This is a genomic window from Candidatus Symbiopectobacterium sp. NZEC127, assembly GCF_025962675.1.
GTDB lineage: Bacteria > Pseudomonadota > Gammaproteobacteria > Enterobacterales > Enterobacteriaceae > Symbiopectobacterium.
On the sequence record NZ_JAGFPG010000001.1, the window covers coordinates 151,693 to 178,171 of the forward strand.

General features: G+C 52.4%; 19 protein-coding genes and 1 pseudogene. 16 read left to right on the forward strand and 4 right to left on the reverse strand.

What is annotated here, in order from left to right:
• From tssK to J5069_RS00720, 9 genes are read left to right on the forward strand one after another with little or no spacing between them, the layout of a single operon-like run.
• A complete protein-coding gene (gene tssK, locus J5069_RS00680) occupies positions 1 to 1,341 on the forward strand; it encodes a type VI secretion system baseplate subunit TssK (RefSeq protein WP_264642049.1) in 1,341 nt (446 codons plus the stop codon).
• 13 nt (positions 1,342 to 1,354) lie between these two features.
• Entirely contained in the window at positions 1,355 to 2,131 is a 777-nt protein-coding gene (icmH, locus tag J5069_RS00685) for a type IVB secretion system protein IcmH/DotU (RefSeq protein ID WP_319801668.1), read from the forward strand.
• A gap of 13 nt (positions 2,132 to 2,144) precedes the next feature.
• Positions 2,145 to 4,787: a type VI secretion system ATPase TssH gene (tssH, locus tag J5069_RS00690; protein WP_264642052.1), complete on the forward strand. Its 2,643-nt coding sequence runs from the start codon at positions 2,145 to 2,147 to the stop codon at positions 4,785 to 4,787.
• A 2-nt stretch (positions 4,788 to 4,789) separates the two neighbouring features.
• The gene (locus J5069_RS00695; protein WP_264642053.1) at positions 4,790 to 6,328 is read left to right on the forward strand and encodes a sigma-54 interaction domain-containing protein; all 1,539 of its coding nucleotides are present in this window, start codon (positions 4,790 to 4,792) and stop codon (positions 6,326 to 6,328) included.
• The gene (gene vasI / locus J5069_RS00700) at positions 6,304 to 6,876 is read left to right on the forward strand and encodes a type VI secretion system-associated protein VasI (RefSeq protein ID WP_264642054.1); all 573 of its coding nucleotides are present in this window, start codon (positions 6,304 to 6,306) and stop codon (positions 6,874 to 6,876) included. Before J5069_RS00695 ends, vasI begins: the two co-directional genes overlap by 25 nt.
• 11 nt (positions 6,877 to 6,887) lie before the next feature.
• Positions 6,888 to 8,288: a type VI secretion system protein TssA gene (gene tssA / locus J5069_RS00705; protein WP_264642056.1), complete on the forward strand. Its 1,401-nt coding sequence runs from the start codon at positions 6,888 to 6,890 to the stop codon at positions 8,286 to 8,288.
• Positions 8,289 to 8,313: 25 nt separating this feature from the next.
• Entirely contained in the window at positions 8,314 to 11,811 is a 3,498-nt protein-coding gene (tssM, locus tag J5069_RS00710; RefSeq protein WP_264642057.1) for a type VI secretion system membrane subunit TssM, read from the forward strand.
• Positions 11,812 to 11,860: 49 nt separating this feature from the next.
• Positions 11,861 to 13,297 carry a VasL domain-containing protein gene (locus J5069_RS00715; RefSeq protein WP_264642058.1) on the forward strand — a complete coding sequence of 479 codons (1,437 nt, stop codon included), beginning with the start codon at positions 11,861 to 11,863 and terminating at the stop codon, positions 13,295 to 13,297.
• Positions 13,298 to 13,323: 26 nt separating this feature from the next.
• Positions 13,324 to 14,682, forward strand: a complete 1,359-nt coding sequence (locus J5069_RS00720; protein ID WP_264642059.1) for a tetratricopeptide repeat protein — start codon at positions 13,324 to 13,326, stop codon at positions 14,680 to 14,682.
• A gap of 155 nt (positions 14,683 to 14,837) precedes the next feature.
• On the opposite strand, the gene J5069_RS00725 is transcribed toward J5069_RS00720, so the two are convergent.
• Positions 14,838 to 15,182, reverse strand: a complete 345-nt coding sequence (locus tag J5069_RS00725; protein WP_264642060.1) for a hypothetical protein — start codon at positions 15,180 to 15,182, stop codon at positions 14,838 to 14,840.
• 142 nt (positions 15,183 to 15,324) lie between these two features.
• Here J5069_RS00725 and J5069_RS00730 point away from each other — a divergent pair, with 142 nt between their 5' ends.
• Positions 15,325 to 16,320, forward strand: coding sequence for an alpha/beta hydrolase family protein (locus J5069_RS00730; RefSeq protein ID WP_264642061.1), 996 nt, complete (start codon positions 15,325 to 15,327; stop codon positions 16,318 to 16,320).
• Between the two features lie 175 nt (positions 16,321 to 16,495).
• On the opposite strand, the gene J5069_RS00735 is transcribed toward J5069_RS00730, so the two are convergent.
• Positions 16,496 to 17,239: an SDR family oxidoreductase gene (locus J5069_RS00735; protein ID WP_264642062.1), complete on the reverse strand. Its 744-nt coding sequence runs from the start codon at positions 17,237 to 17,239 to the stop codon at positions 16,496 to 16,498.
• A gap of 230 nt (positions 17,240 to 17,469) precedes the next feature.
• Here J5069_RS00735 and J5069_RS00740 point away from each other — a divergent pair, with 230 nt between their 5' ends.
• A complete protein-coding gene (locus J5069_RS00740; protein ID WP_264642063.1) occupies positions 17,470 to 17,889 on the forward strand; it encodes a winged helix-turn-helix transcriptional regulator in 420 nt (139 codons plus the stop codon).
• A 294-nt stretch (positions 17,890 to 18,183) separates the two neighbouring features.
• Here the strand turns inward: J5069_RS00740 and J5069_RS00745 are convergent, their stop codons facing one another.
• Positions 18,184 to 18,927, reverse strand: a complete 744-nt coding sequence (locus J5069_RS00745) for an SDR family oxidoreductase (protein ID WP_264642064.1) — start codon at positions 18,925 to 18,927, stop codon at positions 18,184 to 18,186.
• Between the two features lie 121 nt (positions 18,928 to 19,048).
• Here J5069_RS00745 and J5069_RS00750 point away from each other — a divergent pair, with 121 nt between their 5' ends.
• Positions 19,049 to 19,396: a winged helix-turn-helix transcriptional regulator gene (locus J5069_RS00750; RefSeq protein ID WP_264642065.1), complete on the forward strand. Its 348-nt coding sequence runs from the start codon at positions 19,049 to 19,051 to the stop codon at positions 19,394 to 19,396.
• Positions 19,397 to 19,619: 223 nt separating this feature from the next.
• Positions 19,620 to 20,237 carry a LysE family translocator gene (locus J5069_RS00755; RefSeq protein ID WP_264642066.1) on the forward strand — a complete coding sequence of 206 codons (618 nt, stop codon included), beginning with the start codon at positions 19,620 to 19,622 and terminating at the stop codon, positions 20,235 to 20,237.
• Positions 20,238 to 20,390: 153 nt separating this feature from the next.
• On the opposite strand, the gene J5069_RS00760 is transcribed toward J5069_RS00755, so the two are convergent.
• Positions 20,391 to 21,044: a CPBP family intramembrane glutamic endopeptidase gene (locus J5069_RS00760; protein WP_264642067.1), complete on the reverse strand. Its 654-nt coding sequence runs from the start codon at positions 21,042 to 21,044 to the stop codon at positions 20,391 to 20,393.
• A gap of 191 nt (positions 21,045 to 21,235) precedes the next feature.
• Here J5069_RS00760 and J5069_RS00765 point away from each other — a divergent pair, with 191 nt between their 5' ends.
• The 3 genes and pseudogenes from J5069_RS00765 to J5069_RS00775 all read left to right on the forward strand — a co-directional run bounded on the left by J5069_RS00765 (position 21,236) and on the right by J5069_RS00775 (position 26,412).
• Entirely contained in the window at positions 21,236 to 21,394 is a 159-nt protein-coding gene (locus tag J5069_RS00765) for a hypothetical protein (protein WP_264642068.1), read from the forward strand.
• A gap of 1,207 nt (positions 21,395 to 22,601) precedes the next feature.
• Positions 22,602 to 24,020, forward strand: coding sequence for a toll/interleukin-1 receptor domain-containing protein (locus tag J5069_RS00770; protein ID WP_264642069.1), 1,419 nt, complete (start codon positions 22,602 to 22,604; stop codon positions 24,018 to 24,020).
• Between the two features lie 1,248 nt (positions 24,021 to 25,268).
• Positions 25,269 to 26,412, forward strand: a pseudogene (locus tag J5069_RS00775) (IS3 family transposase).
• The last annotated feature ends 67 nt before the right edge of the window (positions 26,413 to 26,479 follow it).

Sequence of the window (26,479 nt, forward strand, 5' to 3'; positions counted from 1 at the left end):
ATGTCGAGTCGAAATCGCATTATTTGGCGGGAAGGGCTGTTCATCAAACCTCAGCATTTTCAACAGCAGCAACGGCATACCGACTACACCCTGCACGCGCGTCTTAGCGCGCTCAGCGACTATTTTTATGGCCTGCAAACGCTGGCTATTAACGAAGAGTATCTCAACTTTGGCCGTATCGCGCTGGTCAACGCCAGCGGCGTGATGCCGGATGGCACCGTGTTCAACATTCCCGGTGACGATGTGCTGCCACCGCCGCTGGAAATCACTGATGTGGCGCTGGCGAATCAAAAAGTTTATCTCGCCTTGCCGCTGGCGGTAAGCGGTGTCAGCGAAGTCGGGCAACCGGGGCAGGGGGTTGCCAGCCGCTTGCAGGCGCAACGCCACGATGTGCGCGATCTGCACAGCGAGGGCGGCGATGTGGTGTCGCTCGAGGTGGGGAAGGTCAGCCTGCGTCTGATGCTGGAGCGCGACGATCGCAGCGCCTACGCCTCATTGGCTATTGCCACTATTCTCGATAAACGCCCCGATGGCGGGTTGGTGCTCGATCCGAACTTTATGCCGTGCAGTGTGAGCATCACGGCCATTCCTGCCCTGAAGCGTTTTTTGGGGGAATCTGCCGGGCTGGTCGCCGAACGTGCGCGCAGTCTGGCACAGCGCATCGCCGCGCCAGGACAACAAGGCGTCGCCGATGTGGCGGAATTTATGATGCTGCAACTGCTTAACCGCGCGCAGCCCCGCTTGTCCCACCTGGCGCGCCTGGGCACGTTGCACCCCGAAAGGTTGCATGAAGCGCTGGTCGCACTGTGTGGCGAACTGATGACTTTTACCGATGAATCCCGACTGCCGCCAGAGTTTCCTGCCTATCGCCACGAACATCCGCAGAGCAGCTTCGAGCCGATAATGCTGGCGCTGCGTCAGGCTCTGAGCACCGTGCTGTCGCCGCGAGCCGTCTCGGTCCAGCTCATTAAGCAACCCTATGGGATTATGGTGGCGATGGTGGGCGACGCTGAGCTGTTGTCCAGCGCCGAGTTTGTGCTGGCGGTGAAAGCGCGGATGCCGCAGGAGCACCTGCGCAAGCAACTGTTGCAACAGACCAAGATTGCCTCCAGCGAGAAGATCCGCGAACTGATCAGTCTGCAACTGCCGGGCGTGCCGCTGCTGCCGCTGCCGGTTGCACCACGCCAACTGCCGTATCACGCCGGTTACAGCTATTTCCAATTGGACAGACAAAGCCCTTCCTGGCAGGTGCTGGTGTCCGGCAACACCCTGGCGTTCCACATCGCGGGCGAATTCCCGGAGCTGGATATGCAGCTGTGGGCCATCCGCGGTCAGGGTTAACTGAGGGGAAATGATGAGCATCGACGTGATTAAAAACGATCAACTGGGCGACCTGCTGTATGACCATGCCCGGCAACTGGATAGCGACTCCGATTACTGGTTCAGCCTGCGCGGACAAAGTATCAACCCGATGATCGATGCGGTGACGCCGCTGTTGGGGATGGTAGAGCGGGTGCGTCAGCTCTCGGCTTACGAGGGCGTGGCCGATCTCTACCAACGGGTGGTGTCCGAGATTCAGGCCATTGAGCAGGAGTTGCAGGCGCATGGCTACGAAAACGGCGTGATCCTGTCGTTTCGTTACATTCTGTGCACCGTTATCGATGAGGCGGTGATGGCGCGGGAATGGGGGGCGCAGAGTATCTGGTCCGCACATTCGCTGCTGACGCGTTTTCACAATGAAACCTGGGGCGGTGAAAAAGTGTTTGTGCTGCTGGATCGCCTTCAGGAAGACCCGGCTCGCTACCGCGACATCCTCGAGTTTATCTATCTGTGCCTGTGTCTGGGGTTTGAAGGGCGCTACCGGGTAATGGTGCAAGGACGTGAGGAGCTGGACCGTGTGGTGCGCAAACTGCACGACACGTTGCATCCGGAACCTGCTGCGATCCCTACGGTGTTTCACCAACATCTCGGGCAGCAGGCATCGCGCTATCGTCTGCGCAAACAGGTGTCGCTCAGCGTCCTGTTTCTCGGCCTGTGTGTCGTGCTGGCTGCGGCGTTCGGGGCTTACCACTACCAGTTGATTCACCAAACCCAGGATGTGCTACGCCAACTGGGCGAATTATTACAGTAACAGGAGCTGCACCGTGATTCGAATCGAACTGCCTACGCTGGTTGAACGTCTCAACCCTGTGTGTCGCCATATGCTGGAACAAGCGGCGGCGCTCTGCATACAGCATCAGGGCGCGGAAATCCGCATTGAGCACCTGTTGATGAACATGCTGGATACGCCGCTGTGCGACGTACGCCAGATCTGCACGCGCGCCGACGTGGATGTGCAGGCCCTCGGGGCTCTGCTCGAACCAACCGTCGCAGACAGCGATTTCGTGGCGGCAGGCTATCCCTCTTTCTCACCGCTGCTGGTGGAGTGGCTGCAAGACAGCTGGTTGCTGGCATCGGCTGAGTTTCAGCACAGTCACCTGCGTAGCGGCGTGTTGCTATTGGTATTGCTGATGATGCCAAACCGGTATCTGTCGGCAGTCGCATCGCGCCCACTGGCACACATCAACCGTGAACTGCTGCGCCAGCAGTTTGATGAGTGGGTGAAAGAGTCATCGGAAACTCCGGTTGCTGTGAACGCGATGGCTGCAACGGAGCAAGCGGCAGCGGTGAGCGCTCAGCTGGGCCGCTATACCCAGAATGTGACTGAGGCTGCACGGCAAGGACAGCTCGATCCGGTGCTGTGCCGCGATCGCGAAATCGATGTAATGATCGATATCCTTTCACGTCGCCGTAAAAACAACCCGATGGTGGTTGGGGAAGCCGGGGTGGGTAAAAGTGCACTGATTGAGGGATTGGCCCTACGCATCGTTGCCGGACAGGTGCCGGAACGGTTGCGCGAGGTGGAACTGCTGACGCTGGATCTGGGTGCGATGCAGGCCGGTGCTTCGGTGAAGGGGGAATTTGAGAAGCGCTTCAAAGGTGTGATGCAGGAGGTCAAAGACTCGCCCCGGCCTATCATTCTGTTTATTGATGAGGCACACACTCTGATTGGTGCGGGTAATCAGGCTGGCGGACTGGATGTCTCCAACCTGCTGAAACCCGCGCTGGCTCGGGGGGAGTTGCGCACCATTGCCGCGACCACCTGGAGCGAATACAAGAAATACGTTGAGAAAGATGCTGCACTGTCACGCCGTTTCCAACGGGTCAACGTGGGAGAGCCGAGTGCGGACGAAAGCGCCGTTATTTTGCGTGGGCTGCGCGCCATTTATGAGAAAGCGCACGGCGTACTGATTGATGAGGATGCGCTGCATGCGGCGGCACACCTCTCCGCGCGCTATATCTCTGGTCGCCAACTGCCGGATAAAGCGATTGATGTGCTGGACACTGCCAGCGCGCGGGTTGCCATCAACCTCACCACGCCGCCTCGTGCTGTCAGCCAGTTGCAAACGCGCCTGCATCAGCAGGAGATGGAAATCGCACAACTGGAGCGCCAACGTCGCATTGGGCTGGGTGATACCGCTGAACGACTGGCGACATTGCGTACCGAGTGTGAAACCTGTGTCGCAGAGCTGGCGCAGCAGGAAGCCGATTGGCAACAGCAGAAGCTGCATGTGCAGCGCATTATCGCCTTGCGCAGCGCTCTGCTGGCCGATGAACGACCTGATGATGATCAACTACCCGATGATATCGAAGCGATGGCTGATGAACTGACGGCGTGCGAGCGTGAATTGGAGGCGCTCCAGCAGGCGTCTGTATTGGTATCCCCACACGTGGACAAAACCCAGATTGCCGCCGTGATCTCCGAGTGGACCGGCGTGCCGCTCAACCGCATTTCGCAAGGAGAAATGGAGGTGGTGACTCGCCTGCCTGAGTTCCTGGGTGAAACCATCAAAGGCCAAACGTTGGCTATCGCACACCTGCACAAACATCTGTTGACGGCGCGAGCGGATCTGCGTCGTCCTGGTCGTCCGTTGGGCGCTTTCCTGCTGGTCGGGCCGAGCGGTGTGGGGAAAACGGAAACGGTGTTGCAGATTGCCGATCTGCTGTTCGGCGGGCGTAATTACCTGACCACCATCAACATGTCGGAATATCAGGAAAAACACACGGTATCGCGCCTGATCGGTTCCCCGCCCGGATACGTAGGGTTTGGTGAAGGCGGTGTGTTGACCGAAGCCATCCGTCAGAAACCCTATTCAGTCGTGCTGCTGGACGAAGTGGAAAAGGCCCATCCTGACGTGCTTAACCTGTTTTATCAGGCGTTCGATAAAGGTGAATTGGCCGATGGTGAAGGGCGGGTCATCGATTGCCGCAACGTGGTGTTCTTCCTCACCTCTAACCTCGGTTTTCAAACCATTGTTAACTATGCCGCCCATGCGTCACAGGATGTGCAGACGGAACGCTCGAATGATCTGCTGGATGCGCTCTATCCCGAGCTGGCGGCATTCTTCAAGCCGGCGCTGTTGGCGCGCATGGAAGTCATTCCCTACCTGCCGTTGGATCACGCCACGATGGTCGCCATCGTCCACGGCAAGCTGGCGCGCCTGGTGGCACTGCTGCAACAGCGTTTTGGTGCCGAAACCGTGATCGACGAGGCGGTGCCGGAAGAGATTCTGCGTCTGGCAAACCGCAGCGAAAACGGTGCCCGAATGCTGGAATCGGTGATCGATGGCGCGCTGTTGCCACCGGTTTCATTGCAACTGCTGCAACGCCTTTCCGCTGGCGAGCCGGTTCGGCGGGTGCATTTCCAGGTGAAAGAGGGCCAGTTCCAGTCTGAGGTGGAGGGCTGAATATGCAACGAGCCCTCGATCTGGCGCTGGCGCTAACGCAACCCCGAGACGAAGCGGCGTTGCGCGACTGGCTGCTGGAGACCATTCAGCGCGTCTGGCAACCGCAGGGGGTGCTGCTGGGCATGGTGGATGTCAGCGGCCGTCAACTGACGTGCCACGGGCACGTTCATGATGCGCCAGTATCGTTGCAACTGGCGGTGGATGATTTTAGCCACCCACTGGCCTACGTATTGCACAAAAATCAGGTGCGCACCTGGGATTCTTTGTACGGTGGCGCACGCATCGAGCATCACGATTTTCGTCAGATGTTGTGCCGTGTTGGCACGGCCTGCGGGCTGCATGCGTTACCGTTGTTGGCAGAAAATGGCAAACCGCTGGCGGTGTTGGCGCTGCTGGATTCGTCTGACCGCCTGTTTGCACTGCATCACAGCGGCGAGGGAGTGCGCCTTGGGCAAGTATTCTGCCGCCAGTTAATGTTGCTGCGTCAGTTAGCCATTACCCAGCGTGAACAGACGGCGCTGCGTGATTCGCTGCGCCAAATCAAAGATCAAGATGTGCATCGCCGCGATCGGGAGAAGCAGGTTGAAGCGACGCTGATCGGCCAGTCTTCCGCCACCAAGGCACTGCATACCCAGATCTATCAGGCGGCACATCATCGTCTCGCGGTGTTGATACTGGGCGAAACCGGTGTCGGCAAGGACGTGGTGGCACGCTTGTTACACCAGTGCTCGGACCGTGCGGATAAGCCATACGTCGCGATCAACTGTGCGGCTATTCCGGAGAATCTGGTGGAAAGTGAGCTGTTTGGCTACGAAAAAGGCGCGTTTTCTGGCGCGCAGAGCAACAAGGTTGGACTGGTGGCACAGGCTAACGGTGGCACGCTGTTTCTCGATGAAGTCGGCGATATGCCACCGTTGATGCAGGCCAAGCTGCTGCGCGTGCTGGAAACACACCGTTTCCGCCCGCTCGGCGCGGGCAAGGAGAGCCATTCCGATTTCCGCCTGATTGCTGCCACGCACCAACCGCTGGAGCAGCGCGTGGCAGAAGGCACCTTCCGTCAGGATCTCTACCACCGCCTATGCCAATGCCTGATGCAGATCGCGCCGCTGCGCGAACGCCCGGATGATATCAGCCTGCTGAGCGAACACTTTATCGTACAGATTAGCCGACAGCAGCAGAAACGCGTCGGGCCGTTGCACCGCGCTCTGTTGCGCCAACTGGTGGGATATGACTTCCCCGGCAACGTGCGTGAACTGCGCAACTTGCTGGAGATTGCCTGCGCGCATACGCCGGAGGGGGAAACGGTGACGTTGGCTGCCTTGCCACAAGAAATATGCGAACGCATGGCGGGAAGCGCGGAGGAAACCAAAGCGCATTTTCAGGAGATCCACGATCTGCGCGTCGCCACGCAGCAATATGAGGCCGCGGTGATCAAAGCACGCATGAGCCAGTTCCATGGTAACCGTCTGCTGGTGGCGGAGAGTCTCAATATTCCCAAACGTACACTCGATCACAAATGCCAGAAGCTGGAGGTGAACTGATGCTGCTGACTGCATTACCGCTGCTGTTAGCGACGACGGGCGCTCCGGATTCGGCTTGGCTGGCATTGTGGGAACAGTGCCGCAGTGAAACCACCTCTGAGGTACGGCTGGCCTGCTATGACGCACTCAGTCGTGAAGGGGAGCGTGCGGGAGCAATGTCGTCTGCGGAGAAAAACGATGGCTTCCACTTACAGCGTGAGGCAAACGGTGGCGATATGACCTTAACGCGCTCGCTGGCTGACGGCAATCAACTGGTAGTGAGCTGTACCAGCAACATCACGCACCTGCGGCTGACGCTGGTGACGCCCTGGGTGGGAGAGGCGGTTAACGTGCAGTTGGACGGTATCCGCAGCGCAGACAGCTGGTTTGTGCGCAACCACGGTCAACTGCTGGAGTATGGGCGTGGCTTGCCGGCGATCGATGCACTTAAACGCTGGATGGGACATCAGCAATTAGTGTTAAGCGATGCCAGCGGCAAACCGCTCCGCATCGACCTTACCGGTCTTACTGAGGCGCTGACGCCGTTGCGTCAGCAGTGTCACTGGTGATGGCGGTGTTGATGCATACCCATCCCTGGGCCGGGCGCTTGTTGACACCGTTGCCGGACGACCTGTTGCGCGCTGCCGTGGCGGCGGACGATCCCTTGTGGGAACAGGTGGAAAACGAGCTGGTCAAGCTGGGATCGCTGGCGCACAGCCAGGTGGATCTCAATGCGGTGGCGGGTCAATGCCTGACGCTGCTGGAGACGCGCACCAAAGATATGCGGGTGCTGGCGCAACTGTTGCGCTGTTTACAGCATCCCGCCAGAGCGACGCCGTTCACCACCGCGTTAACGCTGTTGGATGCCTGGCTGGCGCACTACTGGCAAGTCGCCTGGCCAGCCAGCCCGGTGCAGAAACAGAAAGTGATGATCTCTATCTTGCGCCGTTTTGAGAGCGTGCTGCCGCGCGCCGTGGAAAACGCGTCTGCCAGCGAATTGGAACAGCTGGAGCGCCAGGCGCTGGCGCTATCAGAACGCTGGCGTCAGCTTGCAAACGACAAAACGGCACTGATGGATGAACTGGTCAGCAGCATCAGTCGTGTGCGGCAACGCCAGCAGGCTCAGGCCGATCGTGAGTCAACGCCTGCCGCAGCGCCGAGCCATGACGCGGCATCTTTGCACGTCACTGCGCCAGCACCGGCCAGTGCCGTAGAGATCAATGCTTCCGATGAGCGCGGCTGGCGTCAGACACAGCTCAATGTGGCGGCGCTGTTGGTTGAACGCCAACCGGATGCGCCCGTGGGTTACCGGCTGCGGCGCAATGCCCTGTGGTCCGGCATTACCACGCCGCCGATGAGTACCCAGGGCAATAAAACCCCATTGGCACCGGTATCGCCGGACCGCGTGGATGAATACCAGGGTGCGCTGGCGCAGGCCGATCAAAGCCTGTGGCAGCGCATTGAACAAAGTCTGGTGCTGGCACCCTACTGGTTTGACGGTCATATGCTCTCGGCTACGGTTGCGACACACCTCGGGCACGCTGCGGTCGCTCACGCTATCGCGGATGAGCTATCCGTATTTCTCCAACGGGTGCCCGAACTTAGCGATTTGGCGTTTAGTGACGGTTCGCCCTTTTTAACCAGGAAGTGTCACCAATGGCTGCAATCCAGCCAGCCAGCACACGGTGGCGGCAGGCGTCAGGAGGGGTTGGCAACGGAAGTCGCCAACTGTCGCGTCGAAAAGGGCATCAATGCGGCGCTGGCGCTGATGGATGAACGGATGCATCGCCTGAAAGCGCCGCGCGATCGCTTTTATGCCGAGTTGGTGCTGGCGGATTTACTGATGGAAGAGGGCATGAAAGCGCTGGCCGCACAGCACTATCAGCATTTGTGGCAGACCTGTCAGCGTTTAGCGCTGATGCAGTGGGAGCCAGAAATGGTGGGCCGTGTGGAGCAATTGGCTGCGATCCGTCAACGATAAGAGATTCAGGAGTGAGTGGTTACCTATGTTCAAAACGATTTTAACGTTTTTGCGCAAGCAATTGCCAAAATTGAAACCCTCCTGGCTGTTGCTGGGTGTGCTGCTGTGGAGCATTGTGCTGATCGCGGCCTGGTGGTTCGGCCCACTGTTGCAGGTGGGGGAACGGCGTCCGCTGCAAGGGATATGGGAACGGGTGGTGTTCAGCGTTATCTGGTTATGGCTGGGATTTGCCTACAGCGCCTGGTGCGTTTGGCGACGCGTTCGACAACTGCGTGCCGAGCGGCGTGAACAGCAGGTCATCGAGCTGGATCCGCTGCAACGCGATGTTGACCATCAGCAAACCTTCCTCGATCGCTGGCTGGCGGCGTTCCAGAACCAACTCGGTGCGCGGGCGTTGTACACCATGCCGTGGTATCTGATGATTGGGCTGTCAGGCAGCGGTAAAAGCAGCCTGGTGCACCGCGCCAACCCGGCCAATAAGCTCAATCCCAAGCTGGATGCGGAACTGCGGGATATCGCTTCCGGCCAGCAGGTCAGCTGTTGGGTTGGAGAGTCGGCGGTGATTTGGGACCCTAGCGGTCACTTGTTAGCTCAGCCAGCGCTGGATGGCGATATGGACGGGCAGCGCCATGCGCGCCTGTGGCAGCATTTACTGCAATGGCTGTGCGAAAACCGTCGACGTCAGCCACTCAACGGCTTGGTGTTCACGCTGGATATCGCCTGGCTGGCTCAGGCCAGCGTGGCGGAACGTAAAGCCTATGCGCAGGTGATGCGGGCGCGGTTACAGGATATCGCGGTTAACATCAATACCCGGTTGCCGGTCTACATCGCCTTGACCCGGCTGGATATGTTGAGCGGTTTTGACAAAGTGTATCGTCAACTTAACCGTGAGGCGCGTCAGGCGGTGCTCGGTGTGACGTTTACCCTCGAATCGAGTCAGGGCAACGCGTGGCTGGATGATTTGGCTGGCTTTTGGGATTCCTGGACGGAACACCTCAACAGTAACTTGCCGGATATGTTGCTTAATCAGACCGATCGCGGCGTGCGCAATAACCTGTTTGCCTTTGTGCGTCAGTTGGCCGGCTTGAAAGCGTATGTGCTTGAGGTGCTGACGGAAACCCTGACGGCGGGCGATGAGCGCGCTTTCATGGTGCGTGGCCTGTATGCCTGCTCCGTGTACCAACAGGGCGTACCGTTTGATGCGTTTGCCCAGTCCGCTTCGCGACGCTATCAGTTACCGGAGCCGGTGAACAGCGCGATGCGCGGGGAGTCGACCACCTTTTTTGTACAGCGCCTTTTCCCTGAGGTGATCTTTTCTGAAGCGAGCCTGGCGGGGGAAAGTCGCCTGCATCATCTCTATCGCCGTCGCCGTTTGAGCATCGGCATCAGCGCTATGGTAGTGGCTGGCATTGCCTTGATGGGCGGCTGGCACCATTTTTATCGTGTCAACGAAGAAGCCGGGCGCAACGTGCTGACCAAAGCGCAAGCGTTTATCGGTACCAATGAACTGGAAGGCCAGCCGGGCTACGGTTTCCAGCAGCTACCGCGTCTTAATCTGATCCGCGACGCCACCTTGTCGTTCGGTAACTACCATGAGCGCACGCCGATGCTGGCGGATCTCGGCCTGTATCAGGGGGGGAAGATCGGTCCGTTTGTTGAAGGAACCTACCTGCAAATGCTCAATCAGCGCTTTCTGCCTGCGGTGATGCAGGGGTTGCTGGAAGATCTGATGCAGGCACCGGCCAACAGTGAACAGAAGCTGACCATTCTGCGCGTGATGCGCATGCTGGATGATGCCTCCGGGCGTAACAATGCGCTGGTGGAACAGTTTATGGCCCAACGTTGGCAGCGCGCGTTCCCGGGACAAGGCCCAGTGCAGGAACAACTGATGCAGCATCTGGATTACGCGTTGCTACATACCGACTGGCACCGTGACCGCGAGCAGAAAGACGCCGTGGCGATAAGCAGCTTTGAACCGTTCAATGCGCCGATTAGCGCGGCACAGCGGGAGTTGGGCAAACTCCCGATGTACCAGCGGGTGTATCAGAGTCTGGTGATGAGAGCAATGGAGGTGTTGCCACCGGATCTGGCGATTCGTGACGAAGTGGGGCCGACGTTTGAATCGGTATTTACCCTGCGCAATGAAAGCGCAGGCAGCGTGCCGCGCTTGCTTACCTATCCGGGGTTTAGCGACTACTACCTCAAGCAGGATAAGGCGTTGCTGGAATTGACGGCGCTGGATGCCTGGGTACTGGGACAGCGTGAACGCGCCCAGTTTAGCGACGCAGACCGGCGTGAGATTCTGCGCCAGGTGAACGATCGCTATATCACCGATTACATCAACCAGTGGCAAAAGGTACTGGCTAACATCGATGTGCAGACGTTGGCAACCCCGGAACAGGCGCTGGATATCCTGACGGATATCACCGGTAACGATCAACCCTTCCAGCGTGTGCTGACCACGGTGAACGACAATACCCGTATCCGTAAGCTGGCTGATGATGACAACGACACGGCGCAAAACATCAATACCCGCGCTGGTCGCCCCTTCATGGCTATTAATGCGGCATTGAGCGGCCGGGGAGAACAAGGCCCGCTGGTGCAGGAAGTGAACCAGAAACTGACCGATCTGTACCACTATCTGGATCAGATAGTGAATGCCACCGATCCCGGGCAGGCCGCACTTAAAGCCCTACAGGCGCGTCAGGGTAACAAATTTTCCGATCCACTGTTTGCTTTGCAGCAATATGCGCGCGGCTTGCCGGCGCCGCTCGATCGCTGGGTGGGCAGGTTGGCAGCGGAGAGCACCAGTCTGGTGACGGGGCTGGCGATGTCTTCCCTCAATGATGAGTGGCTGAATAAGGTGGTGACGCCGTTTAACGAGAAACTGGCGAATCGCTACCCGTTCGATCCCACCTCTAACAAGGATGTACCACTGTCAGAAATAGAACAGTTCTTTATGGCGGGTGGCACGCTGGACAGCTTTTACCAGACCAACCTCAAAGCCATGCTGGAGAGCGGGATGCTGGAGGAGGGCATGTCAACGCCGGGCCAAACCGAGCTGATGAAGCAGTTGGAGCGCGCCAACCGCATTCGACAGACGCTGTTTAATGCGCAAGGCAGTCTGGAAGTGCATTTTGTGCTGGAGCCGCTGGAGCTGACCGCGAACAAGCGTCGCAGCGTATTGAACCTTGACGGCCAGTTGTTGGAATACACCCACGGTCGCCGTTTGAAAACGCCTCTGGTATGGCCGAACAGCATGCGCGATGGCGCGGAAAGCAAGCTGACGCTGGTACCGGACGATCGCGAGCGTTCGCCGCGCAGTGTGAGTTTTAGCGGACCCTGGGCGATGTATCGCCTGCTCGACAGCGCCCAGCTTACTCAAGTCAACGACAATACCTTTGACGTGCGCTTCGGGCTGGAACAGGGGGCGATGACCTATCGCGTCTACACCGATGCCAGCCACAACCCGTTTGCAGGCGGCCTGTTCAGCCAGTTTACGCTGCCAGAGTCTCTCTACTAACTAACCGGACGGGCATCCCGTGTGGTGCCTGCCTGCGAGATGAAGTGATATGCAAGATGCACAACAGGCCCTGAATGTGGGCCGCGATCCACGGATGTTGCCTGAGTTTGACGCGTTGCGGGCAGAGATCAACAAACTGAGTCACGCCTCGCGTCCTGATGTTGACTGGATGCGGGTGCATGATATGGCGACCACCCTGTTTGAAAAACAGGGAGTGGACTTGCAAACCGCCCTTTACTTCGCGCTGGCACGTTCACGGTTGGCGGGGTTGAGCGGTTTTACCGAAAGCTGCGAGTTTCTCGCCAATCTTATCGTCACCCAGTGGGACAACTTCTGGCCGCCGGTGCATCAGGAACGGGCACGCGTGGAGATGTTGGATTGGTTTATTGCCCGCATCAGTGAAGTGATTCGCCAGTACGACATCAGTCATGAAGATAAACGGCTGGTGTATCGCTGTGAACGCGCGCTGCAACTGATGAGCGAGAAGCTGCATAACGTTGGACTGAGCCGTATTCCGCGCGTGGAGAATTTGCTGCATTTTATCGAAGGTTATACCCACCTGTTTGATGAGTCGGAAATCGTCATCGTGTCGGACGATCCGGCATTGAACAAGCATGACATGCAGGTCCCGCCGATGGTGTTTTTTCACTCCGAGATGGAGGCCGTGACGGCGGACCCGAGCGGCGTTGTCACGCGCGACGGAAAGGCGCCGTTACCAACGGGCAGCATACTTATCGGACGGGAGAAAGGGCAGATGAAACCGACGGTGCTGAAAATTGAGACACACAAGAAACCCACACCGGCCTGGTTGTGGTTCGCCGCCGGTTTGTTGAGCTGTGCGCTTCCCGTGGCGGCATTCAGCGTCTGGCAATACGTGCAGGAGCAAAAGGCGCAGGCACTGGCATTAGTGCAGCAGTCGGCTTCTGCGCTGCCGAGTGCCCCCGATTACAACGCGATTCGCAGCGTACGCATTGCGCTGGGAGAACAAAAATTGCAAAGCATGGAAGGGGCACTGATCGGTCATTATCAGACGCAACTGGAGCAGGTGAAAAATACCTCGCCGCTCTACCTCTATCAGTACGGCGATGGGCTGAAAAACGTCATGCATCAACTCTATCCCGATTCACTGGCGGTGAAGGAGATGGAGCGCCAGTGGCAACGCTCGCTTGACCAGCTCCAGGGAGAGCAACCGCGTATTACCGGCTACGAGCAGGCGCGTGCCAACGTTGACGATACCCTGCAACACTTGCTTGAACTGGAACGGCAGCGGCGTACGGTGACCCTCTCGTTCCTCAAATCCAAACTGTACGATCTGCAAAAGGATTTGGCCGCAGACGTGCCCTTTACCCTGCGCCTGCGTGAGCTTGAAGCGCGCAATGCCAAGCATCAATCGCTGTCTCCGGCTGAACTGCGCGGGATTGAGGATGAGCTGCGCGCTTTCTCCATCAGGCTGTATCGCCTGCAACAAGGCGATGTGGCGCGTTAATGATGAAACCAAACGGTCTAAATTGCATGTTCAAAGATAAACGACTCGCACTGGCGTTCGCGGCTTGCTGTTTGGTGGCGTGCCAGGCTCCGGTGACCACGCTGTCAGAGGCAGAACTCACTGCATCGGCGCAACGGGGCAACGGTGAGGCGCAGTATCAGTTGGCGAAACAGCTGGCGGGGCAGAGAAAGTATCCCGAAGCGATGAAATGGATGCAGCAAACGGTCGGAGAGACGCAACGCGCGGCGACGCCTGAAATGCGTGGCGCGGCGGCTCTGCAAGTCGGTGACTGGTATCAGGCTGGGCTGGGGGAACCGAAGAATGCGCTTGCCGCACGGCACTGGTGGAACAGGGCCTCACGCCTTGGCAATGGTGAAGCGGGGTATCGTCTGGGAACGGATTGTCAGGCGCAGCATCAGGGCAAGCTGGTTGCCGCCTGTCTGGATGATTTTGAAACCTCTGCGGCCAATGGTTACGCGCCATCACAGTTGAGGGTGGCGCAGTGGCATGCCAGCCGAACAGGCGGTGAGGCTGATGCCGTCAATTGGTTGCAGAAGGCCGCTGAGCGCGATAACCGGGATGCGCAATATCAACTGGCAAAACGCTATGAGCAGGCCAGCGGTGTGGCAGTTCGGCGCGATGTGGCGGAGCGCTGGTATTTCCGTGCGGCAACGCTCGGTCAGCCGCAAGCACAGCTGTGGATCGCGCAACATGAAAGCGGGCAGAACGCGTTGGCCTGGTATCAACGGGCGGCATCTAACGGCGAGCCGAGCGCTCAGCTGTGGCTGGGCAAAGCGTATCGGGAAGGCACATTGCTACCGATGGATGGACAAAAATCCCACGACTGGCTGACGCGCGCGGCAGCAGGGGGATCGGGCGAAGCCAGCTATTTACTCAGCCAGCAGCAAACTCGACACGAAGGGCGTGAGCAACTGTTGCAGCAATCCTCCGCAGCGGGGTTCGTGCGGGCGCAGCGTGAATTGGGAGACGTGTTTTTCAAACGCAACGCGCTGGAACGCGCGCGCGAAGAGTATGCAAAGGCTGCGGCGAGCGGTGATACTGCTGCACGCGTGGCCTATGCCGATATGCTGCGGCTTGGGCAGGGTGGTAAAACTGATTATGTGGCGGCGGCAAAACAGTACGGACTGGCGGCGCAAACCGGGAGCCGCATGGCGCAATACCGGATGGGCATGATGCGCCAGGATGGGATGGGGGTTTCGCGTAACCGCATTCATGCTTATGCCTGGTACGCCATGGCGGCGACGGAGGGAATGAACGATGCCATTCATGCACGCAACGATCTGGAAGCGGTGATGCAGCCCGATGAAATCAAAGCCGGGCAGCGGCTGGCGATGCACTGGTCGTCAGGGAAAATGGACGAGTAGACGGTGGATGTTTATCTGAGTCAAAAGGCGGCTAGTACCCAGTACTATGATGCACTGGGTCAACGTGCCGCTTTCAATCTTTTACTCACGCTAAAAAGGGCAGGTACAGGAAATAAGATACGGATTATGTCTAAGAGATATAATGAAGAGCCCTGTTATTTATTTTTCTTACAATAGCAGTAAGATTTATAACTCAGGGGTAAAGCGCCAATGTGATATGTACAAAACAGGCCAAAGAGCGTCACGATAAAATTGCTTATAAACGATGGCGTACTGATTGGATATTTAAAATAAATGTTTAAAATAAACACTGCGATTATCAGCAAAACTATCGAAAATAGGTTATAAAAGCGATTTTTTAAGGTGTGTACTAAGGAAAGTAATGTTTCTTCGGTATCACCTTTTTTTACACCACGACTGATGATCTTTTTCATATGCGCAATGTCTTTGGGCGTGAAACCCTTGCCCAGCAGTTTTTCTTCCATGTCATCGTTGTTCATGTTTGATCCTTCAATTTTTTGACTATCAAACAAGTATACATTATTCTATCTAATTGAATGTAGTGGTATTTGCTGCGTTCTCTGTTATTTTTGGGAATGATGGATATTATTCAGTGCCAGTTCAAACGATAAGGATTTCGTAATGAGATGTTATACCCGTTTCACCGGCGGTGTGCTTTTGCTCGCCGCGCTTTCTCTCTGTCTGCCAGCCACAACCCTCGCACAAAACAGTCAAAAAAATGCAATAAGTATCGACAGTTTGAGTAGTGCGCGGGCAAAATTCAAGACCGAAATTATTGATACCAGTTTCCAGGGAGATGGTGAACCACAAACGCCGCCTGCTGATATTTTTTCGCTGGTTCATTATCCCGCCAAAGATGGCCCCATGGCTGCTTTTCTTACGCCCAATCCTAATGATGGAAAAAAATATCCGGCTGTAATTTGGTTGGTGGGCGGGTATGGTGGTATCGGTGATGATGATTTTTTCTGGGCAGAGCATCCCAAAGATAATGATCAGAGCGGAAGCGCATTCAGACATGCGGGTTTAGTTATGATGGTACCAAGCTTTCGTGGAGAAAATAATAACCCAGGGCGCTATGAGATGTTTTATGGCGAAATTGATGATATAGCGTCTGCCAGAACGTATTTAGCCTCATTGCCGTATGTCGATCCAAACAGAATTTATTTGGCCGGGCACAGTACAGGCGGCACCCGTGTTTTGCTGGCGAGCGAAGCGCTGAGTGGTTTTAGAGCCGCGTTTTCTTTAGGAGGAATCCCCGATCTGAAAGCGCGTATTGAAGGCGGCCGCATGATGGTCGCTGTGCCATTTAACCAGAAAAATCCTGAAGAGTTCCGCCTCCGTTCACCCGGTATGTTCGTAACATCAATAACATCGCCAACGTTTTACTTTGAGGGTGAAGAAAGTTACTGGCCGGAATTTAATCGTTTAAAAAATCAGGCAAAAGATAATAACATTCCTTTTCATGTCTATGAGATTGAGGGGGCTGACCATTTCAATATAATTAGCCCTGTGACAGAAATGATTGCTCAGAAAATAGTGGAAGATACGGGTGAAAAGGTAAATATTTCATTCAGTGCTGATGATATTAACCGAATAAAACGTGATATTTCGCGTTGATTGGGGGCTACGCGGGCTAGCACTACACTTTTTTTGCTGATCTGACAGAGAACGGCAAGGAGTGCAGAACCGCATTCAAGTAAACATGCTGTGCGTGTCTTGGCGACCACGCTCAGCATTTACGTCGGGCATCATGGGGCGCTGCTTACTCTGACTCGCAGGCTTGCTCTCGTCCTCAATGCCCATTGATCCGTTCAAATACCTGGTCAAAGCGTCCTTCCCGTTCAGCCAGACGTTGCAACCGGGCGCGTTCGACAACGATTTCTTCTGGCGTTGGCTTTTCGCAAAAGAGTGCCATTACCTCATCGATAAACGGTGTGAGCGGCAGATACCCTTCCCGGTCGGCCTGACCGGGCGTAAGTTCGGTCTGAACAGCGGGTGGAATCAGTTCGATAACTTCTATCTGCCCGGTAAGACGATGGCGTAAAGACTGGGTCAGGGAATGGATAGCAGCCTTGGTTGCGCTATAGATTGCCGCGTCAGTGCGCGGCACAAATGCCAGACCGGATGAGACATTGACAATGACAGGGGCCTGTTGCTTCCGTAGATGGTCAAGCAGGGCATTAGTGAGACGAACGGGTCCGAGTAAATTGGTAGTGATATGGGCCTCAGCATCAAGCAAATCGCCGGTTGTACCGAGATCGTCGTAACGCATAATGCCTGCATTGTTGATCAGCACATTAAGAGCCGGATGCTCGTCCACCACCCGCTGTGCAAACGCGTTAATGGACTCGGGGTCATCGATATCAAGCTCAATCGCATACATATTTGCTCTTCCTGCGATCGTTTCTCTGAGGGACTGCAAGCGCCTGCCGCTGACAATGACGGTATTACCCAGTTCGTGGAAACGCAGGGCAAGTTCCCGGCCAATGCCCGAACCACCCCCGGTGATGAGTATGGTGTTGTCTGTTGTTTTCATGCTGAAGTCTGCCTTCTGAGTTGGCGTAAGAATGGGTACGCTTCAGACAGTAAGTGTATTTACTTTTTTTAGGAAGTAGGCACCGAAAAGTACCCTACTTACCTTTCGGTTAGATTTGGGCACACCTCAGCGGCGAGCCGTTTCATTCTGGTAAGAAAATTCGATTTGCCGCATACTTTCTGAAACAAACAGCCCAAAAGGGCGATAACCCTCGAAAAGAGAGTAAAGGTATGAGCGACAACACACTCGGTCATGAAGACGTGCAGAAAAAGCTCTCGCAGGCCGATAAACTGGACCCTCAGGTTGAAGCGCTGGTTAATGACGTCATCGCCAGGGTTGCAGACAAGTGGACCATGCTGATCCTCGAGGTACTGGCTGAACAGGGCAAACTGCGCTTTACACAACTGGCGAAACACGTGGCTGGGATCAGTCAGAAAATGCTCACGCAGACGCTGCGGGATATGGAACGGGAAGGGTTGGTTATTCGTACGGTTTATCCTGTCGTGCCGCCCAAAGTGGAGTACCAGTTGACGGATCTGGGTCTCAGTCTGGGGGCTGCATTTTGTGGCGTGTGGATGTGGGCTGAAGAAAACCTTGCAACGATCAAGCGTGCTCGCGCGACCTTTGATCAGCGAAAAAATGGTGAATAAAACTCATTGCTCCGGCGATCCAGCGTAAAAACGCAGGTGGGAGACGGGTACATTCATGTATTGATTGGGTAACAAAGCTCAGCAGACACGAACATGGCATTTCTATTGATGTGAATTGCCACTGTTTAACAGGCATCTCGGAGTCGCAGTGCTAACTAACAGTCAAATTTTACTTCTGCTCCTCGCATATCGCTGCCCCACTTAACTTCCAGGCAGGCAGCTTCGTGCCAGAAGAGGACTGTGCGTCCTTTATATTTAATAAATGACACATAGTCCTACGGGCATGTTACTCAGCTAAAGATTACCAACCCCGCCATCAACCAGCAGTTCTGTGCCAACGACGAATGAAGATTCATCAGAAGCAAGAAAAACTGCCGCTTTAGCTAATTCATACGGCGTTCCTAAACGACCGATAGGTACCAGAGCTCGAATCTCTTCTCGAAGCTTATCTTCATTTGCTCCGCCACTCAGTTTGTTCAATGCTGGTGTTTCAGTAGGCCCCGGACTTAAGCCATTTACCCGAATTCCACGGGGGTGAAGCTCCGCAGAAAGTGTTCGAGCCAGGGAAAGAAGAGCGGCTTTACTTGCAGCGTAAGCACTACTTTGTGGAAGACCAATCCGTGCGCTCACTGAGCCACAAACAATGACGGAAGAGGGATTAGAAAGCATTGGAAGCAGCGCCTTAATGAGGAAAAAGGGGCCTTTAAGATTCGTGTTCATCAAACGATCGTATGCTTGCTCATCCCAATTCTCCAGCGGTTTGTGTGTCACATCCCCTGCATTTATATACAAAATATCAAGTCTTGGCCATTGTTCCTGTAACGCTGCGGCCAGGCTGATTTGTTGGGAGATATCTCCGGCATCGCTTAGAAAAGTGGTGATGTCTCCGTACTCTTTTTTTATCTCCAAAAGTTTTTGTTCGCTACGACCTGTGATTGCTACCTTTGCTCCCTCTGCCAGAAACTGGCGCGCAGTTTCTAAACCAATACCGCTGTTGCCACCCGTAATCAGTGCATATTTACCATCAAGTCTGCCCATCGTTTCACCTCATGTTTTATTCGTGGCGTAATTATTTATCCTTTAGTATCCTTTGGGAAGTAGGCACCATTTGGATACTAAAGAACCACATGGGATGCTTTGACGTGAGGCGGGGGATGCTATGACACAAAATATTTTGCCCTTAACTGAGGCGGATGCAGGATGCCCGATGGTAAGTTTTGTGAGTCTGATTGCGGGTAAGTGGGCGATCCCAATCCTTTATCGTCTGATTTCATTAAATAAGCCTGTTCGTTTCAGCGATTTGCTGCGGGCTGTAGAGCCTATCACTCAAAAAGAACTTACTCGCCAACTACGGCAGTTTGAGGCCCGCGGGTTAGTCACCAGAAAAGTGTTCGCTGAAGTTCCCCCAAGAGTTGAGTACCAAATAACCGAGTTGGGGAAATCATTGCGTCCGACATTAGACTCATTGGCTGATTGGATGAGGGCTAACGCGGCTGCGTTGAAATGAATTGCCGCGGGCAATATTAATGGCCCTCAGCCATGAATATCATCATATCCGGTGTCTGTTTCTTGCTCTTATCAGCCCTGGAATCCCGCTAACGGGCGGCGCAATGCCAGAAGTGGTCGTTGCTAACATCGCACTATGTTAATTTATGGGAAGCAGGTCATGAGGTGTGCTGTTCACGCACTGGGCAGACTGACTAAACGTATAGTATGCGTGGGGGAAATTTATGACAGATGATTTGATTGCACTCTCTGCTATTGGGATCGCAATCCTTTTTGGTGCAATGAGTCCAGGGGCCAGTTTCCTTCTCGTTGCCCGTACGGCCATGTCCAGTTCACGGCATGCGGCACTGTCCGTGGCAGCGGGTATGGGCCTTGGTGCTCTTGTCTTTGCTGTTATCGCGTTAGCGGGCCTGCATGCTCTGCTGACGCTGATTCCATCGCTTTACACCGGTCTGAAAATTGCTGGCGGTTGTTATCTTTTATGGCTGGCGTTGAAAATGTTTCGTAGTCCCTCAAAGCCGCTTATCAACCCAACCGGTATAGGCGAAATGAGCGCGTTAAAAGCCTTTGCAACAGGCATCATTACACAAATCAGTAATCCCCATACGGCTCTGGTATTTGCCAGTATTTTCTCCGCCGCGCTCACCACGAATATCCAACCCGCCATGTATATCGTCTTGCCCGTAATGGCGTTTACTATTGATATGCTCTGGTATGCATTCGTCGCATTTTTATTATCAACTGATAGACCCCGTCAGGCGTACATTAAGTACCGTAAGCTCATCGACAAATTAAGCGGGGGAATAATGGCCTGGCTGGGAGTGCGGTTGCTGTTAAAGTGATCTGTAGGCGAGGTGCTGGAGATATCCGAGTCTGTTGAACTCTGCGTTTATCAGGGCTGCAATACCAGCCCTGTGCGAGGCGTGGAAATTCATCACTGCATGCTAAATAAATCCGCACGACCATTAAGTATCATATCCAAGCCTTAAATTACATCAGACTGTGGAGACATACCAGAATAGCAAAACGGCTGAATTGGTCAGCATATGTGTCAATATTGGCATCAGCAGCCCTTTGCTGGTCAGACGCGCGTAACACAGCAGCAATGATATTGTGATTAACTCAGTCAGCGTTACCGTGGATGTATATTGTGTATGCGCAGCGGCAAAGAGCAACGACACAAGAATACAACACGCCAGCCTATTGTTAGGCAACCACGTAAGAAGCCCTTGCAGCAAAAAACCTCGGAAAACGATCTCTTCAATGATTGGGCTGAAAAGGATCATCGCCAACACAACGCTCAGCCATCCTTGTTTCGAAAAATCAGCCATCTGCTGTACCCAACGCTCTTCACTGGGCATCATCATGCTTGTCAGCATCAAAATGAGCAGCAGAACAAAGGCGAGTTTAAGCATCAAATGGGAGGAAAAAAGCCCGAGAGGCAGTAACCCATACCGTTTTGTATACCTAAACCAGAATGGCACAATGATAATAAAAGCCAGAAATGAAAAAAAAGCTAACGAATAGGCAGGATTAATCGATACACCGCGATATAGCCAGACCCCGGTAAAGATTGAAATACTGTACCAGAGCACGGGCAACCCGAAGCACCAAAGCGATTGTTCCAGACGATCTGTATGATGTGACATATCTTCCCTGAGTTAATGTAACTATCTCATCGTAAGTGAAATCTAATTTCGCAGTAACGAATATCACCTTCCTTCGACGCGCGCAAGGCATGGATTAATATGATGTAATTGAATGAGGGGATCCTGACTATTCGCCCTCCTGTTCGTTAGAAAAAGATAATTATGGTATCTGGTTGGAAAGATGCCCCACTATGAGCCAACAAGCGCAGCGCGATCTGGCGGAGTTGATGGGCAGACTGGTGACGCTTTTGCTGGCGGGTTACATGGCCAGACAACAGACGATATCACTGGTAAACGACGTGGATGATGCGGATGTAATGAAAATGAGGACAGCAGAGGAGTTGGCGTAACTACATCAGTAATCGCTTATCAAGCGAGAATACGTGTCGAGAACAGGGGCTATCGCTCTCTACGCGTGACGCTATGTTATTCTCCCTCCCTTCAGAAAACTAAATCTGCTACGTTCAAATTCTGCATTCCATTGATCATCTTCACGTTAAAACGTTGTGGTATCAACAATAAAGGTGTCAACAAAATAGCATGCTGTCGGTAGTTTCATTATTAAAAATTGAAATTTTATTGATATGCAGGAATAGCTAATTTACCGGTGATGGCGCTGATGCATTTATAGCGAGTGTCTGTGTGCGGTATGTTTTAGCTGGCGAGGAGGCTATCTGTGTTAGAGAAGGGGATCGGGGCAATCTACAGACCATGCAAATCGGACAGTTTTATCAGGGTAACGGGAGGCTTTACGTTGCGGGTCTTTAGATCGTTAAGAGCCATTTGGGGGTCACTCCATTATCGAACCAATCTGACCTCAAATTTGACCACCACATTCTGCCGACACAGCGGGGAAAACGCACACGCATCAGGAAGGGTTCTTGCGTTATTTTCTTGAATCTAAAGCAAAAAGCAGACGCCCGAGGACATCTGCTTTTTTGAATTTGGCTCCTCTGACTGGGATCGCCTTTGCCTGTAGTTGGCTAATAAATAAGCTAAACGAGGAGGGGGTTTCTGTCAAGACCACCAGAATGACCACCAATTTTGCTCGGTCTGAACATACAACGAGTTAACATTTTAATCTTCACTACCCTATATATTTCTTTGCAAAACTAGCTAACTCTTTCGCTCTGACGGGACCCCTGCCATTATTGACTGCGAACTGCCTGATCTCGTCTTCTGTTGCTCTGAATCCTTGCTTTTTTAGGCTAGCAAAAATTCGTTTTACCATGTCTTTATCCGATGAATGACTAAGTCCTGTTGGCATGTTGATGCAACGACCTAGGCGTAGAATTTTATCCCCAATGGAGGGTAATAGCGGTGCTTTTTGTACTTCCTAGGTCGATGGGCCGACTATTTCAGGCACCCTGTGGATAACCAGCGTTTACTTTGACCTCTGACCAGGATAAGAAAACGATGTTATCGACGTTTCGAACACTACGGTCAATAGTGTTGTAACTTGATAAAAGTTTAATACTCAATACATTGAGTCTATAATAGGCACTTCGATCGGGTAACCGTTATCTGAGTATTTATTTGATATTAGGGGCAGATGTAGTGAGACTTGAGGATTTTCTTAGAAATTCTGTGCTGCCAGAAATTCAGGTGACGTCGCTGTATTTCAAGCCAAACATACCTAAAAATAAACTGTTCAACGCAATTCAAGGATATGCCCCTAACGTAGGGATGAGCACTGTCGTAGCTCTGCTTGATGAAAGTATCTGGGGTAGCGGTAAGGAAGGGATGATTATTACAAATGATGATATTATTCTTAGCAAAAGGCTTGGCGGCCATATTATCTCTCTTACCTTAGTGAATCAGATACATATTGATAACAAGAATCTTATTGTAAATGATCTGCCTGTGGCTAAATTCAGTAACTCTGAAGTTCTGCCTCTTGCGGCCTTCGGCGAAAAACTAAATGAGTTCGTGATTGCTACCAAAAAGGCTGGGTGCAGAGTAGAGAGTTCTACAGCTCTTGACGACTCTATAGTGGAAAAACTGAACTCGTTTTTGGTATGTATCACCGAGCCGATTTATTTCTCATCCGCGCCAATAGAACGACGTAAGCCTGGAGCTGTTACAATTAACTATGAGCTTGGTGCAAGCATTAGCGAGGAGCAACGTCGACTTATACGTTTTAAGGGTAATTTTGCCGCTAATGAAGACATTCTTAGTGTATCTTGGTTAGATGGGCATAACTGCAAGGACTATTTTTTTTGCATAACCAACTATGGAGTTTATTCAATCAGACCTGGTTCGTCGGTAGTTTTTATCTCCCATGATGATTTGCGAAATCTAGATGTAATTGAGGAGTACGAAGAAAGTAGATATATTGGTGTTCGCTTATCAAATGATCAAGAGATTATTGTTTTAGTACGGAATGTTTTCATTCGTCCATATGCGTATAAACTATTTATCGGCTTGATAAATATATTAAAAAAGTATAAATCGTCAAATCAACGTCACTCTCAAGTAGAAATCAATAAAACCTCTAATTCAACTATTTCAGTGAAAGATATGATGACTTTGCAGAATGCCATAAAGTATGATTTATTTATCTCCCATGCTTCAGAAGATAAAGATAAATTTGTTCGCCCGCTCGCCAAGGCGCTAGAATCTTTAGGGGTTAAAGTCTGGTATGACGAGTTTACGTTGAAGGTTGGGGATAGCTTAAGAAAAAGCATCGATCAAGGGTTGGTTAATTCGAGATTCGGAACAGTTATTCTATCATCTGCTTTCTGCTCAAAGCACTGGACGCAATATGAGTTTGACTCGATGGTCGCTAAAGAGATGAATGGTCATAAAATGATCTTGCCTGTTTGGCACAATATTACGAAAGATGAAGTTATTAATTTTAGCCCTGCACTCGCTGATAAGGTTGCGTTGAACTCTTCTTCACAGAGTATTGAATATATAGCTGAACAGCTTGCAATGGTAATATTAAGTGCAAAGGAGTCTGTCCCTAATTCTTGAACTGATCCTCAAGGTTGTGATAGTAATATATTTGGCGATTATCTGTACTTGAGGCAGGCATTCAGTCGGACTCAAGCCATTTAATTTAAGTTATAGGGTTTATTGTAATTTTTACGTTTTGTTCATGAGTTTATGTTTGTTAATATAAAATCACCTTTTATTTTTATTTTCTCATCATCCCTTCAATCAACGTTGGATGCAAATAAGTTATTTTCTCTTTAGGAATGCTAATTATAGATTTATTTTCTTTTAATAACACACCATGCAAATGATTTTTTTCTTGAATTCGTCCCAGAACTTTTCCTTATTTTTTGAATTGACAGCCCTTTTAGGTATTAACAAGTAAAACAAAAAGCTATTAAACGCCACCATTCTGACTATATAATTATTTGTGCTAAGGTTTAATCTATCAATTGAGGTGCTTCTTAAAAAATAGGGTTCCAAAGGCTCAATTAGACTGTTTTTTCAATGTTGATTCTATTTGCTGATGTAACCAATTGAAGTGATATAATAACACCTGGTGGCTTTCTATTGTCATGGATTATATATGAATAAAATCTCTTCAAGGCTGCCACTGCTTCATATCCATTTTTTGAGGCGCGTGCGGAGTTATATGATATCTTAAGTAGTTCACGCAATAAGGGATTGTAATCGTATTCAAATGTTATACTATCACCTGGCTTTAATGGCGCTCCCATATATTCTTTGAAAAGTTTTACAAATTAACAATCAAGTTGAGATAATACTTCATTGTTACATGTGGTACAAACATCTTTAATAACAAGGTCTCCTTTGAAAAAAAGAATCGTTTTTATCACTTATAGTTAACAAGTCAACCTGGAAAAAATCAATTATTCCAGAAGGGAAAATATGTTCTCTTGTAAAGTCTGTTTTGATTTCGCAGAATGCACAAACTTTGTTTTTTCTCATGAAAATCACCAGTTTTTGAAATTAATTTCTCTCGTTCATTCTGTCATTTTTCGTTCACCAGGCAAGTCGAATATGACAAAATCCCCTTTTCTCCAGAAAAGGGGCTACTTTATAGGCTGTTAGTCATTACCAGTCAACGCTAAACCCAGCAGAGCTACCAACGGTATGCTGAGTATCTAACGAAACTTTGGCCGATATGTTCTGTTTGATGTCACGTTATAGAAGAAACCGGCAGAGAGGTCTTGTTTGATCCTGATCTTACCCGCTAATAGTGGACACGCGACTAAGTGAGTAAACTCTCTACCAGAGGTGACTCGCATGACAAAGTCCGTACCAACAAGCAAGAAGCCCCCGAAACAGCATCCACCGGAGTTTCGCCATGAAGCCCTGAAATTGGCAGAGCGTATCGGCCGCTGCTCGAGAACACAGTCTTTATGAATCACAACTTTATGCATGGCGCAGTAAACAACAACAGCAAATGACATCTTCAGAGCGCGAAAGCGAACTGGCCGGAGAGAATGCCCGCCTTAAGCGGCAGTTGGCTGAGCGGGATGAGGAACTGGCCATTCTCCAAAAGGTCGCGACATACTTTGCGAAGCGCCTGAAATGAAGTTTGTCTTTATCGAAAAACACCGTGTAGTGTTCAGCATCAAAGCCATGTGTCGGGTAATGCGGGTCGCCCGCAACGGCTGGTATGTCTGGCGGTGTCGCCGTCATCAGGTCAACTTGCGTCAGCAGTTCCGGCTTATCTGCGATGATGCCGTCAGCAAGGCATTCCATCACGCAAACAGCGGTACGGTGCCCCGCGGCTGTCTGATGAGTTACACGGACTATAAAGCGAAAACCATTGCTGCCAGTCTGCGCCATCTGGGGCTACGGGCAAAAGCCGCCCGGAAGTTCAGTCCGGTCAGCTATAGGGAGTACGGGCTACCTGTGTCTGAAAATCTGCTGAAACACGATTTTATCGCCAGCGGACCGAATCAAAATGGGCAGGAGACATCACTTACTTACGTACAGATGAAGGCTGGCTGTATCTTGCCGTGGTCATTGACCTGTAGTCGCGAACCGTTATCGGCTGGTCGATGTCATTGAGAATGACGGCGGCACTGGCCTGTAATGCACTCCACATGGCACTGTGGCGGCGAAAACGCCCCCAAATCCTCATTGTTCATACCGATCGTGGCAGTCAGTATTGTTCAGCAGATTGTCAGGCCATGCTGAAGGACGATAATCTCCGTGGCAGTATAAGTGCAAAGGGATGTTGTTACGACAATGCCTTAGTGGAGCGTTTTTTCCACTCGCTTAAAGTGGAATGTATCCACGGAGAGCACTTTGCCAGTAAGGTAATAATGCGAACGACGGAGTTTAATTATATCGAGTGCTATAACAATCGCTGGCGTCGCCACAGTGCCTATGTGGCGGTCTCAGCCCGGAACAGTTTGAAAACCAGAACTTCGCTTAGAGCTGTGTCCATATATGGTGGGTAGGATCACTCTGCTTATCGATATGGATTGCAATAGACAGCTAGC